The sequence below is a fragment of the Pseudomonas sp. QTF5 genome, from assembly GCF_000512695.2.
Taxonomy (GTDB): domain Bacteria; phylum Pseudomonadota; class Gammaproteobacteria; order Pseudomonadales; family Pseudomonadaceae; genus Aquipseudomonas.
In genome coordinates this window covers 37,336-51,310 of sequence record NZ_AZRW02000014.1, presented here as the reverse complement: position 1 = coordinate 51,310, position 13,975 = coordinate 37,336, and the positions used below count along the sequence as shown (strand labels likewise).

General features: G+C 60.4%; 7 protein-coding genes. 5 read left to right on the top strand and 2 right to left on the bottom strand.

Annotation, left to right across the window (positions count from 1 at the left end; translation table 11 throughout):
• Window positions 1-7: 7 nt before the first annotated feature.
• Window positions 8-7,570 carry a type I polyketide synthase gene (locus IC37_RS13620; protein ID WP_030128447.1) on the bottom strand — a complete coding sequence of 2,521 codons (7,563 nt, stop codon included), beginning with the start codon at window positions 7,568-7,570 and terminating at the stop codon, window positions 8-10.
• A 323-nt stretch (window positions 7,571-7,893) separates the two neighbouring features.
• Between IC37_RS13620 and IC37_RS13615 the strand changes: the two genes are divergently transcribed.
• Window positions 7,894-9,459 carry a PAS domain-containing methyl-accepting chemotaxis protein gene (locus IC37_RS13615; protein ID WP_030128448.1) on the top strand — a complete coding sequence of 522 codons (1,566 nt, stop codon included), beginning with the start codon at window positions 7,894-7,896 and terminating at the stop codon, window positions 9,457-9,459.
• A gap of 206 nt (window positions 9,460-9,665) precedes the next feature.
• On the opposite strand, the gene IC37_RS13610 is transcribed toward IC37_RS13615, so the two are convergent.
• The gene (locus IC37_RS13610; protein WP_030128449.1) at window positions 9,666-10,343 is read right to left on the bottom strand and encodes an alpha/beta family hydrolase; all 678 of its coding nucleotides are present in this window, start codon (window positions 10,341-10,343) and stop codon (window positions 9,666-9,668) included.
• A 95-nt stretch (window positions 10,344-10,438) separates the two neighbouring features.
• On the opposite strand from IC37_RS13610, the gene ccoN reads away from it, so the two are divergent.
• From ccoN to ccoP, 4 genes are read left to right on the top strand one after another with little or no spacing between them, the layout of a single operon-like run.
• Window positions 10,439-11,863 carry a cytochrome-c oxidase, cbb3-type subunit I gene (gene ccoN, locus IC37_RS13605; RefSeq protein ID WP_030128450.1) on the top strand — a complete coding sequence of 475 codons (1,425 nt, stop codon included), beginning with the start codon at window positions 10,439-10,441 and terminating at the stop codon, window positions 11,861-11,863.
• Window positions 11,864-11,873: 10 nt separating this feature from the next.
• Entirely contained in the window at window positions 11,874-12,482 is a 609-nt protein-coding gene (gene ccoO / locus IC37_RS13600; RefSeq protein WP_030128451.1) for a cytochrome-c oxidase, cbb3-type subunit II, read from the top strand.
• Between the two features lie 21 nt (window positions 12,483-12,503).
• Complete coding sequence (locus IC37_RS13595) at window positions 12,504-12,707, top strand: cbb3-type cytochrome c oxidase subunit 3 (protein ID WP_030128452.1); 204 nt, start codon at window positions 12,504-12,506, stop codon at window positions 12,705-12,707.
• Window positions 12,704-13,657, top strand: coding sequence for a cytochrome-c oxidase, cbb3-type subunit III (gene ccoP, locus IC37_RS13590; protein ID WP_030128453.1), 954 nt, complete (start codon window positions 12,704-12,706; stop codon window positions 13,655-13,657). Before IC37_RS13595 ends, ccoP begins: the two co-directional genes overlap by 4 nt.
• Window positions 13,658-13,975: the final 318 nt, after the last annotated feature.

Here is a 13,975-nt window from a genome sequence, read left to right as displayed (position 1 = left end):
AGCCGGATCAATCAATCAAACGTGAAGGTTTCGAAGTCTGGGCGTCGAGCCCGTCACTCAACTGCGCGATGTCGTCACGGGAAAGGTCGACCCCGTGGCGAGAGAACGTATCGCTCGCCAGTGACTGCAAGCTATTTCCATTCTCCGGTTGCACATCGCAATCCTTATTGCCGCGCAGCAGCTCGAGGATTCGAACGGTGATCTTGCCGATGCTTGAGGCTTCGCTCAGCTCCATCACCGGTAGACGCACACCGAATCGCTCCTCGACAGCCACCACCAGTTCGACACTCATCAGCGAGTCCAGCCCCAACTCTTGAAGCGGGCGCGAGGCGTCCAGCTTGCTGGTTGGCAAACGCAGAATTTCACTGATTTCCTGCTTGAGCATTTCACCGAACAGTTCGATCAGCTCGGGGTCGTCCATTTCCGCCAACAGGCGCTGGATATCATCGACATCGCTTTCTTCGTCCTGCTCACCACCGTGCAACCTGGCCAGCTCATTGAACTTGGGCGAGCCGGCGGCCGGCAGGAATCGCGACAGCGCTTTCCAGTCCAGCTCAAGCACGCCGAGCCCCGAACGCCGTTGCAACAACAAGCGCTCCAGGGTCTGCAGTGCCGCTTGCGACTGCAAGGCAGCACCGCCCATGCGGCTTTGCAGGGCGTCTTTGATGTCCTGGTTGCGCGCCAGGAACCCCGCATCGTCGATGGCTCCCCAGAGTACGCTGGTGGCCGGCAGCCCCAGTGCCAGCCGATGACGCGCCAGCGCTTCGAGCCAATGATTGGCGGCGACGTAGTTGGCCTGCCCCGGGTTACCGAACAAGGTCGTGGCCGAGGAAAACAGCACGAAGAAGTCCAGTGGCAAATGGGCCGTCAATTCATGCAGGTACTGCGCGCCTTTGGCCTTGGGCTCGAGGACGCGCTGCAATTGCTCGCGGGTCAGGTTGCGGATCAAGCCGTCATCGAACACCGTTGCCGCATGCACCACGCCACGCAATGGCCGGGCGCTGGCTTCGATGCGCGCCATGACGGACGCCAGTTGCGCGGCGTCGGTGATATCGCAGGCCAGCGCCTGGACCTCGATGCCTTGTTCGCGCCACAGTGCCAGCGAGGGTTGCGCCTCTTCAGTCGCGGCACCGCGACGGCCCAGCAGGACCAGGTGACGCGCACCTTTTTCCACCAGCCATTGTGCAGTGCGCAGGCCAAAACCGCTGAGCCCGCCGGTGACCAGGTAGCTGGCGTTCGCGGCCAACGTCAATGCCAGCGGTTGCGCGACCGGCGCGCTGACCACACCCTGGATCGGCGTGCGATACGTCACGACGATCTTGCCGATCTGTCTGGCCTGTTGCATGTAGCGGAATGCTTCGACGACTTCATTGGCATCGAAGGCGCGATACGGCAATGGGCTCAGAATCCCGTCGCGGAACAACGCCATCATTTCACCAAACAGCCGACGGGTCAGTTGCGGGCGCTCGCTCATCAGCTGGTCGGCATCGATGCCAAAGTAGCTGATGTTATTGCGGAACGGGCGCAGGCCGATCCTGGTGTTCTGGTAAAAGTCACGCTTGCCCAGTTCGAGGAAGCGGCCAAACGGCTTGAGTACCCGCAGGTTGCGATTGATCGCCTCGCCCGCCAGGGAGTTGAGTACCACATCCACACCACGGCCATCGGTGATGCTCAGGATGTCCTCGGCGAACGCCAGCGAACGCGAGTCGAAGATATGCTCGACGCCCATCAGGCGCAGGAAATCGCGCTTCTCGTCGCTGCCCGCCGTGGCGTAGATTTCAGCGCCGCACCATTTTGCAATCTGGATAGCGGCAATGCCGACGCCGCCCGCTGCACCGTGAATCAGGATTTTCTCTCCCGGCTCCAGGCGCGCCAGGTGATGCACGGCGTAATACACCGTGAAGAAAGTACTGGGGATGGTCGCCGCAGCTTCGAAGGACATGCCTTCAGGAATGCGCGCCACCGCGTTGGCGTTGGTGATCAGGCGATTGGCGAAGCTCGACGGACCAAAACCGACGACACGGTCGCCCGGCTGGAAATCACCCTCGACCAATGCCCCTTTACCACGCACCACACCGGCAAATTCGAAGCCCAGCGTCGGCCCGGAGAAGCCATTTTCAATCGCTTCATCGGACAGCAGACCCAACGCGTACATGACATCGCGGAAGTTCAAACCGGTGGCCTGCACCTCGATATCCAGTTCATCGTCGGCCGGCACTCGCGGCGCGCGTGCTTCCCAGCGCAAGTTGCGCAGTTGCCCAGGCAAATCGAAGCCGAGTTTGACCTGCGTCGGCGCATCCGGCAGCGCATGACCTGGCAACTCATCGGGCTGGACTCGCAGCCGTGCGACATAACGATCGCCCGCGGCGCTGACTGCCAGTTCGGTTTCTTCATCAACATTGAGCAGCGCTGGAACCAGGGCCTCGACACCGGCGCCAGGCGTCAGATCGAGCAGACGGACACGACAGCCGACCGCTTCGTTAGTCAAGGTTCGACCGAAGCCCCACAAGGCAGCATCGGCGATCGCTTGCACAGTCGTTTCCTGGTGGGCGCCCTGAGGTAACAAATGCACGGCGGCGCCTGAGGTCAGCAACCAGCAATCCGCAGCGACGCCGGCTGACTCACAGGCTTGAGTGATGGCGGTGGCGAGCATGCAGCGGTCAGCCTGCGCATCCAGCCCTTCGGAGGCGAACAGCCCGGCCAGCATCACAATGTGTTGAGGCGCCACTGGACATTCACGTAGTTGTTGCGCAAGAACCCATGCCGAGTCAGGTGCAAGCAGCGCCACCTCTTGTCCTTGCTCACGCAACAGCGAGGCCAATGCCTGAGCAAACGGTGCTTCAGGACCTTGCTCGTCGGCTACCAGCAACCAGCTTTGGCGCGGACATTCAGGGGTAACCGCGAGGGCCTTCGCGCCCTCTTCGGCGGCCAGCAACAGGTAGCTGCCGGACGCCGAGCCAGGAATCAACTCCAGAGGTTCGGACACCTTCAGGCCATGACGCCGCAGTTCCTGTTGCCAGAATCCCGGCGTCTGTTGTACCGATAATGCCTGTAGCTCCTGCTGGGCCAGCCACCAGGAAGGCTCGGCGCCGAAGGTGAAATCAGCCCAGCGCGCGGGATGCTGCGCCAGCAGCAGCACTTCGCCATTGGCACACAGCCTTGCAGCGCCATGGCGCAAGCCTTGACTGATGGCTTCCAGCGGTGCCAGGTCGGTGGCGACGAGGATCAGATCGAAGCCGTTGGCCGGCGTCCGAGCGACTTTCTCTGAGGCTTCCAGGGCCAGGATCTGAAGATCCGGGAAGTCAGCCTGAAGCATCGATGCCGTTTCAATGTTCTGCGCCGAATACTGATAATCGACCCGGTCGAAATTCAGGCCGACGCACAGGTCTGCCGCCAGCGGTGCGCCCTCGAAACCAAGCTCGAGAATACGCAGGCGCTGCCCCTCAGGCAGAACGCTCAAGCGTTGGGCGATGTGTTCTCGCAGGCTACCCAGCAACGCCTGCTGACCGGACGCACCGAGGACCAGACGGGTCAATACGGCGGGAGTGGTTTCCCGTGGCAACAGTTGCGCAAGGCTCACCTGACCGCTGATCAGCTCCAGCAGGTGCATGCCGATCCGGCCGACCGAATGAATGATCTGGAAGTGCTCGGGATAACTGCTGAACAGTTCCTGCCAGATGGCTTGCGCGCTGGCTCGCTCGCCTTGATCGGCAAGCTGCCAGCCGCCATTGCCGATCGCGACCAGGCTGCCATCCTCCACCGCCTGCTCAAGCAGATGGTCAAGATAACGTCCTGCTTCCCAGGTGGAGCGCTGCTGCAGCGTCAGCTCACCGCCCAGTTTCTCGATGGCTTCCAGCAGGAAGCTGCCACACAGACCGTCGAGCAAAGGGTCGATTTCATCGGCATAACGGGCCAACCCCGGATCATCGGCGATAGCGCCAAGATGCTCGCGTAGCGGCGTCTCCAGCCGCGAACCGGCCCATGGCAATGCGCGTTCATTGGCAGGATAAGGTTTGGCCACCCCGACAAAGTCCACCAGTTTGATATCGCCACTGCGATCCTTGTGCAGCCGGACACCACGGAAACGGGCATCCTCGATGCAGATGACCGCGCGTCCATGGACGTCGTACAAAGTGAAGTCTGCCAGCAGGGAATGTGCCGAGCGTCGCACCAGCGTGACCTGGGCCAGGCAAGGCGGCAGGCTGCCGGCAGCGAAGCTGATACGCCCCAGCTTCACCGGGATAAAGGCCAGCCCCGTGCGATTGTCGGCCTCCTGGCTCAACAACTGGGTAATCAGCTGGAAAGCACTGTCCAGCAATGCCGGGTGCAGATTCAGTGTGGTCAGTTCAGCCTCGATCGGCGCCGGGACCGTCAACCGCGCCACGACCTGGTTGCCATCGATCCAGCCGGCCTCGACCGCTTGATACGCCGGGCCATAATTGAGGCCGACCGCACGGGTCAGCGTCAGGTGTTCTGTCATGGTGAAGTCAGGAGCGCGTGCCGGCAAAACCGGAGCAGTACAGGCCAGTCTTGCGCCGCGCGCTTCACCGGGAATTCTCGCAACCACATGCTGCACCCACGGTTCAGCCTGGGCCGTGCTGCGCGACACGATGGAAATGGCACCGTCGGTGCTGTCGATCATCACCCGGACTTTTTTGCTGAAATCCGCATGCAGCAAGAGCGGGCTGTGAATTTCCAGCTCTTCGATTTCCACATACGCACCGGGTTGATATTGCAGTGCAGCAGCCAGCGCGAGCTCGGTGAAACCTGCACCCGGAAACAACACCGAATCGCCTACCCTGTGGTCACCCAAGGACGGGAACAGTTGCGTATCCAGGCGATTGTCCCAGGTGAACTCATGCTCGTGCAGCGAGTAACCCAACAGCGGATGGACACGCTCCCGGCGCAGGATGCCGGAGGACTCGGGGGTATCCGCGTGCCAGTGACGCTCGCGCTGCCAGGCGTAGTTAGGCAGTTGCACGAAACGGCCGGTGTGGGGAAACAGGCACTGCAGGTCAATGTCGACGCCGGCAATCAGCACCTTCGCCAATGTTCGATCAATCAACTGCGGGGTTTCTTCACCACGCAACAGCGTCGGGATCACAACACCTTGCAGTTCCTGGCTGGCCATCGCATCGGCCACATAGGCACGCAGGATCGGGTGCGGCCCGACCTCCACGAATACGTTATAGCCCTGCCCGGCCAGCGCCGCACTGGCGGACTCGAACAGTACCGGGTAACGAATGTTTTTCCACCAGTACCGGGCGTCCAGGTATTCGCCGGCCAGCACATCGCCGGTCACGGTCGAATACATCGGTATAGCGGCGGGACCCGGGACGATATCGCTCAACACGTCGATGACCTGATCGGCAATCACCTCCATGGCCGGCGAGTGGAACGCATAATCGAGACCCAGGCGACGAACGAACACCTGACGCTCGGCCAGCGCCTGCTCCAGAATGTCCAGCGCGGCCACGGGACCTGCGACGGTTGCGCCCTTGAAACTGTTCTCGCCGGCGACGACCAGTTCGCTGTCCAGGCCGAGCGTCTGCAACAGGCTCGCCGTGTCTGCACCGGACAAGCCTACCGCCGACATCTTGCCGCAGCCCTTGGTCAAGCCTTGCAGGCGACTGCGATGATAGATCACACGCGTGGCGTCGTTCAGCGTCAGCGCACCGCAGGCCCAGGCGGCAGCGACTTCACCCACGCTGTGGCCAATGACGGCCACCGGCACGACGCCTTTTGCGGCCAGCATGCGGGTGACACCCACTTGCAATGCAAACAGCGCCGGTTGCGCAAACTCAGTCAACTGATAACGCTCATCGCCCAACTCGCCCGCCAGTTCGGCGATCAACGAATAACCGGATAGCGGTTGAAAAATAGCATCCAGCTCGACAAGCGTCTGATGGAAAACCGGGTCGGCCAGCAATGACTTACCCATGCCCTGCCACTGCGATCCATTACCGGAGAAGACGAACACCGGCCCTTTGGCCTCATCCAGGGCACGACCGCTTTCCAGCACTGTCGATAACGCCGGAACGCCCGGTTCCGTGGCGAAGTCCAGTAGCGCCTGAGCACTGCGCTGTGCATCGAAGCCAAACACCACAACCCTTTGCGGGTGCAACTCGCGGCGGAACATCGACTGGTAGGCCACGTCGTAGAGGCTTGCCGCATCCGGCCCGCTAACGCATTGCGCGACCTGTTCGGACTGGGCCGCCAGGGCTGCGCTGTCTTTGGCAGAGACCACCAGCGGCACTGCCCGCCCCGTCTGGTTCGGGGCCTGTGGCGCTTGTGGCGGACTTTCCAGGATGACGTGGGCGTTGGCCCCGCCAAAACCGAAAGAGTTGACCCCGACCACCAGTTTTCCACTGGGTTTGAGCGCCTGGGTTTCGGTGACCACCCTCAGATTGAGGTCGGCGAAAGGAATGTTCGGATTGAGTTTTTTGATGCCGATGGTGGCCGGCACCTTGCGTTCGATCACGCAGTACAACGCCTTCATCAAGCCCGCGACACCCGAGGCTGCCTCAAGGTGCCCGATGTTGCTTTTGATCGAACCGATCAGCAGTGGCTGATCCGCCGGGCGCTGCTGCCCCAGAGCCTCACCGATAGCCCGGCTCTCGATAGGATCACCGACTGGCGTGCCGGTACCATGAGCTTCCAGGTAGTCAATGTCTGCCGCACTGATGCCGGCACTGTCGTAAGCCTGCTTCATCAGGGCAATCTGCGCATCCGCACTGGGGACGGTCAGACTCGACTTTCGCCCATCGGTATTGGCCGCACTGCCGGCAACGACCGCAAGGATCTGGTTACCGTCCTCGATCGCCTTGGCGTAATCCTTCAGGTAGAAAAGTCCCGCGCCTTCAGAACGGACATAACCATCGGCAGACTCATCGAACACATGGCATTGCCCCGTGCGCGACAGCATTGATGCCTTGGAAAAAATCAGGAAGCCGAAAGGGTGAAGATGCAGACTGACACCGCCGGTAATCGCCTGGTCGATATCGCCGTTCTGAATGGCCTGGCAAGCCTGATGAAAAGCAATCAGGGAAGAAGAGCACGCCGTGTCGATGGCCATGCTCGGACCTTGAAGGTCATAAAAAAAAGACAGGCGGTTGGCCGCGATACTGAAGGTATTGCCGGTGGCGGTGGCTGCATCGATCGTCGACATGTCATGCGCCAGCCGATAACCATAGTCGACACTGGCGATCCCGAGGTAAACACCGCAATCGCTGCCACGCAGGCTCGACGGTTTGACCCCGGCGTTCTCGAACACTTCCCAGCCCAGCTCCAGCAACAGCCGCTGCTGAGGGTCCATGACCGCCGCTTCACGAGGAGAAATATTGAAGAACCCGGCGTCAAACGTGGAAATATCGCCCAAGGAACCTGAGACAAAGGTGTAGGACGTTGCAGGATTAGCCTTGTCCGGGTGCAGGAACTCATCTCTGGACCAGCGAGAAAAATCCGCTTGGGTGATAAAGCTCTGCCCATCCAGCAGGTGCGGCCAAAAAGTTGCAGAAGTGGAGCCTGGAAAACGGAACGACGTCCCTATGATTGCAACTTTCTTACGCATTGCGACTAACCCTTTTCATCCCCAGCCCCTTTCCAAAGGCTGAACAACAATCAAATCCCATTAATGTAAATGCTGGAAATCCGGCAATACTTTGCATGCTAAGTAACTTTTCAAACCCTGACCGTAGATAACATCCTACGCAAAATAGCGGCGAATCATACGCGCCGCCCCCATTAAGGGGAACCTGAAAAGTTCAACCACGAGAGGTCTATTTTTTCAGTTAATGCAGCGAATTTGATACACACGTCAGGCTCTTGAAAAAAAAATCAACAAATCCGCGATGCTGCCGATAACGCCTGAAAGCCTTGCGGATTGAAGAAGCCATGCGTAACAACCAGCCCATTACACAACGCGAACGGACCTTCCCGGCTCAGCAACGGTTGATTTCTACCACCGATGCCAAGGGCGTGATCACCTACTGCAACGACGCTTTCGTCGACATCAGCGGGTTTTCTCGTGAGGAACTGATCCGTGCGCCGCATAACCTGGTCCGTCACCCCGACGTCCCGGCTGCGGTGTTCTCGCACATGTGGGGCACACTGAAACAAGGCTTGCCATGGATGGGCATTGTCAAGAATCGCTGCAAGAACGGTGACCACTACTGGGTTAACGCCTATGTCACACCGGTGTTCGACGGCAATCAGGTGATCGGTTACGAGTCGGTGCGGGTCAAACCCACCGCCGAACAGATTCGCCGTGCCGAAGCGCTCTATCAACGCATCAACCAGGGCAAGCCTGCGGTTCCCTCTACGGACAAATGGCTGCCGGTGCTTCAGGACTGGCTGCCGTTCATTCTGGTCAGCCAGTTGAGCTTCATGATCGGCGCCACCCTCACGTCCCAATGGGGCTTCGCCCTCGCCGCCGGCCTCTCGGTGCCGTTGGGCTTGATGGGCTTGAGCTGGCAACAGCGCGGGATCAAGCGTTTGCTGCGCCTGGCCGAACAGACCACGTCCGACCCGCTGATCGCACAGATGTACACCGACAGTCGCGGCGCCCAGGCACGTTTGGAGATGTCGATCCTCAGTCAGGAAGCGCGCCTGAAAACCTGCTTGACCCGTTTGCAGGACACCGCCGAACACCTGACCGAACAAGCGAAACAGTCCGACGCCTTGGCGCACAACAGTTCCACCGGCCTGGAACGTCAACGCGTCGAAACCGAGCAAGTGGCGACCGCTGTGAATCAGATGGCTGCCACCACTCAGGAAGTCGCCAGCCATGTGCAGCGCACCGCTGACGCCACTCAGGAAGCCAATCGCCTGACCGGCCGAGGTCGCGACATCGCCGGGGAAACCCGCGAAGCCATTCAGCGCCTGTCGGTGGTGGTCGGTGAAACCGGCCTGACGGTCACGCAGCTGGCCAAGGACAGCGATGAAATCGGCGGCGTGGTTGATGTGATCAAAGGCATTGCCGACCAGACCAACCTGCTGGCCTTGAACGCCGCGATTGAAGCGGCTCGCGCCGGTGAGATGGGTCGTGGTTTTGCGGTGGTGGCCGACGAAGTACGCCAATTGGCGCAACGCACCAGCGAGTCCACCGGGCAGATTCACGCGCTGATCGCCAAACTGCAACAAACCGCCAGCTCGGCGGTGCAGACCATGGAGACGGGTCATCGCCAGGCCGAAGAAGGTGTGGCGCGGGTATTGGAAGCGGATCAGGCGCTGGTGGGCATCAGTGAAGCGGTGGCCCACATCACTGACATGACCACTCAAATCGCTGCCGCGACCGAAGAGCAAAGTTCAGTGGCCGAAGAAATCAGCCGCAACATCAGCAACATCTCGCAACTGGCTGACCAGACCTCGGAACAGGCACAGCTCTCAGCGTTACTGAGTGAAGAGCTGACCAAGACCGCGAATACCCAGTATTCGTTGGTGGAGCGGTTTAACCGCTGATAGCTACTTGTAGAACCGAAACCCGGACGGTGAGAACTTCCGGGTTTTTTATTGCCAAGGAGAAAGTGATGTTGTCCGGTAGACCGCTTTCGCGAGCAAGCCCGCTCCCACAGTGGATCTCAGTCGTTCACGGAATTTGCGTACGCCTACAATCAAATGTGGGAGCGGGCTTGCTCGCGAAGAGGCCCTGACGACTACTGCAAATTTCACTGGAGAAATGCCGCAACCTTCCCCGCCGCAGCCGCCAAATGCTGCTCATGGGTAAACCCCGAAGCCTTCAACGGCTTCAAATCATGGTCCGCCGCAACCAGCCAAAACACCTCGATACTCGGCGCCAATGCGTAAGCCTCGACGGCCGCCCGATTACCCAACGCATCCCTCTCCCCCTGCACAATCAACGTCCGGGTCTTCAGCGCCGCCAGATGTTCAACCCGCGGTTTCTCCGGTTTGCCCACCGCATAAAACGGATACCCCAGGCACACCAGCGCATCCGCGCCCAACTCATCGGCCAACAAACTCGCCATCCGCCCGCCCATGGACTTACCGCCAATGACCAGGCGCCCAGCGACATGGCGTCGCACCACGGCATACACCTCACGCCAGCACTCCTGCAATTTGGGCGCCGGGTTCGGCGGGCGTTTACCGCCATCGATACGCCGCTGCGCCATGTAGGGGAACTCGAAACGCAACACGTTGACCCCATGCGCAGCAAGGCGCGTAGCCATATCGCTCATCCAGCCACTGTCCATCGGCGCACCGGCACCGTGAGCGAGAATCAGCGTCGCCGAGGCCGGCGCCGTGGCGGCATTCCACACCCATCCATGATCCCGCACGCACTGGGACCATTGATCCCCGTCAATACTGGCCTTGTGCTCTTTGCCCATGCTTGCCTCGCTTTTAGTCTGCCTATAACTCCAGGCGAAGGGAGCGTTGCCTTGCGCAAACATTCTCACTTCGGCTGAACCGTGGATGGGGAACCATGAACACTTCTATCAGTACCGCCTACAACTACAAGGTGGTCCGCCAATTCGCCATTATGACGGTGGTATGGGGCATCGTCGGCATGGGGCTCGGGGTTTTTCTCGCCGCCCAGTTGGTCTGGCCTGAACTCAACTTCAATCTGCCGTGGACCAGCTTCGGCCGTCTGCGCCCGCTGCACACCAACGCGGTGATCTTCGCTTTCGGCGGTTGCGCCCTGTTCGCCAGTTCGTTCTACTCGGTACAACGCACCTGCCAGACTCGCCTGTTCGCGCCGAGAATCGCCGCGTTCTGCTTCTGGGGCTGGCAACTGGTGATTCTGCTGGCGGCCATCAGCCTGCCACTGGGTTACACCAGTTCCAAGGAATACGCCGAACTGGAATGGCCGATCGACATCCTGATCACCATCGTCTGGGTGGCCTATGCCGTCGTGTTCTTCGGCACGATCATGCAGCGCAAGACCAAGCACATCTATGTCGGTAACTGGTTCTTCGGTGGATTCATCATCACCGTGGCGATCCTGCACATCGTCAACAACCTGGAATTGCCGGTGAGTTTCACCAAGTCCTACTCGGTCTATGCCGGTGCCACCGATGCCATGGTGCAGTGGTGGTATGGACACAACGCCGTAGGCTTTTTCCTCACCGCCGGTTTCCTCGGGATGATGTACTACTTCGTGCCGAAACAGGCCGAGCGTCCGGTGTATTCCTATCGCTTGTCGATCGTGCACTTCTGGGCGCTGATCACCCTGTACATCTGGGCCGGTCCTCACCACTTGCACTACACCGCGCTGCCGGACTGGGCACAGTCGCTGGGCATGGTGATGTCGCTGATCCTGCTGGCGCCAAGCTGGGGCGGGATGATCAATGGGATGATGACGCTCTCGGGCGCCTGGCATAAGTTGCGCAGCGACCCGATCCTGCGTTTCCTCGTGGTGTCGCTGGCGTTCTACGGCATGTCGACCTTCGAAGGGCCGATGATGGCGATCAAAACAGTCAACGCCCTCTCCCACTACACCGACTGGACCATCGGCCACGTTCACGCTGGCGCGCTCGGCTGGGTGGCGATGATTTCCATCGGTGCGCTGTACCACATGATTCCGAAAATCTTCGGCCGCACGCAGATGCACAGCATCGGCCTGATCAACGCGCACTTCTGGCTCGCGACCATCGGCACCGTGCTGTACATCGCGTCCATGTGGGTCAACGGCATTGCCCAGGGCCTGATGTGGCGCGCCGTCAACGAGGACGGCACGCTGACCTACTCCTTCGTCGAAACCCTGGTGGCCAGCCACCCAGGCTTCGTCGTACGACTGCTGGGTGGCGCGATCTTCCTCAGCGGCATGTTCCTGATGGCTTACAACACCTGGCGCACCGTGCGGGCCTCGCAGCCTGCCGAAGTCGCCGCTGCCGCGCAGATCGCCTGAGGAGTCCGCCATGAAACACGAAACAATCGAGAAAAACGTCGGCCTGCTGATGTTGCTGATGGTGTTCGCCGTGAGCATCGGCGGCCTGACCCAGATCGTCCCGCTGTTCTTTCAGGACGTGACCAATAAACCGGTGGAGGGCATGAAGCCCTACACCGCGTTGCAACTGGAAGGTCGCGACATTTACATCCGCGAAGGCTGCGTCGGTTGCCATTCACAGATGATCCGCCCGTTCCGCGCCGAGACCGAGCGTTATGGCCATTATTCGGTGGCCGGTGAAAGCGTCTGGGATCACCCGTTCCTTTGGGGCTCGAAACGCACCGGGCCGGACCTGGCGCGCGTGGGCGGTCGCTACTCCGAAGACTGGCACCGCGCGCACTTGTACAACCCGCGCAATGTGGTGCCGGAATCGAAGATGCCGGCCTACCCGTGGCTGGTCGACAACAAGGTCGATAGCAGCCACACCGAAACCAAGATCCGCGCCATGCGCACCCTCGGCGTGCCGTACACCGACGACGACATCGCCGGCAGCGTCGCCTCGCTCCAGGGCAAAACCGAAATGGACGCACTGGTCGCCTACCTGCAAGTGCTCGGCACTGCCATCAAGAGCAAGAGGTGAGCCATGTCCATGCCCTTTGAAATAATTAGCGAAATGAGCAGTGGAATGATCCGCGGCCTGGGCACGGTCGTGGTGTTCGTGGCCTTCGTCGGCCTGACGCTGTGGGTGTTCAACGGCAAGCGCAATCCGGAATTCGCTGAAGCGCGCCTGCTGCCGTTCGCCGACGAGCCGCCATCCGAAAACAGCACCCAACAAGAATCCGCCACAAGGAGTACCCGGCCATGACCACCTTCTGGAGTACGTGGATCTGCGTACTGACCATCGGCAGCCTGATCGGCCTGACCTGGTTGCTGATCGGTACGCGCCGAGGGGAAACCAAGGGCAGCACCGACCAGACCATGGGCCACAGCTTCGACGGCATCGAGGAGTACGACAACCCGCTGCCGCAGTGGTGGTTCATGCTGTTTGCCGGCACGTTGGTGTTTGCCGTCGGTTATCTGGTGCTTTACCCGGGCCTGGGCAACTGGAAAGGCATATTGCCCGGCTATGAGGACGGCTGGACCGGTGTCCACGAATGGGAAAAGGAGATGAACAAGGCTGACGCGAAGTTCGGACCGATCTTCGCCAAATTTGCTGCCATGCCCATCGAAGAAGTGGCCAAGGACCCGCTAGCCCTGAAAATGGGCGGTCGCCTGTTTGCCTCCAATTGCTCGGTGTGCCACGGCTCGGATGCCAAGGGCGCGTTCGGCTTCCCTAACCTGGCCGACAGCAACTGGCGCTGGGGCGGCGATGCCGAAATGATTAAAACGACCATCATGGGTGGTCGCATGGCCGCGATGCCGGCCTGGGGTGAAATCCTCGGCGATGCTGGCGTGAAGAACGTTGCAGCCTATGTGCGTCATGAACTGGCCGGCCTTCCATTACCCGCCGACAACACCGCCGATCTGCACGCCGGACAGCAAGCGTTCAGCACCACCTGCGTAGCCTGTCATGGGGCAAACGGCCAGGGCACTGAAGCCATGGGGGCGCCGAATCTGACGCAACCGGCCGGATTTATCTATGGAACAGGCCTGACGCAGCTTGAACAAACGATTCGTCATGGCCGCCAGGGCCATATGCCGGCGCAGAACGAACTGCTCGGCAACGACAAGGTGCAATTGCTGGCCGCTTACGTGTACAGCCTGTCTCAAGGCCTGAACACCGAGCGTTTACAGGCTGAAGGCAAAAGCGAATAAATCTCGTCCGCTCTGCTGCCGCATTCACTCGGATGCGGCAGTTCCCTGCCCCTTTGCGACGCATTGTCGCACCCTCCCCTGGTCTGCCTTTCGGTTCGCCGGATTCGGGTCTAAGCTTCCCTGCGATGCGGACTGGCCAGCACCGGTTCCAGGTCGATCCAACCCTATGTGTTTGACGAACTTGCTCGATGACAGGCCGCAAAGGCTGGTAGATACCGGCTGTCGTGCCAATTGCCATCTATTGCCCGATCGTTGTGTTTGAACACACCCAGTTACATCCGACCTGACCCCCTCGCCTTTTTCATCCGCTGCGGCATT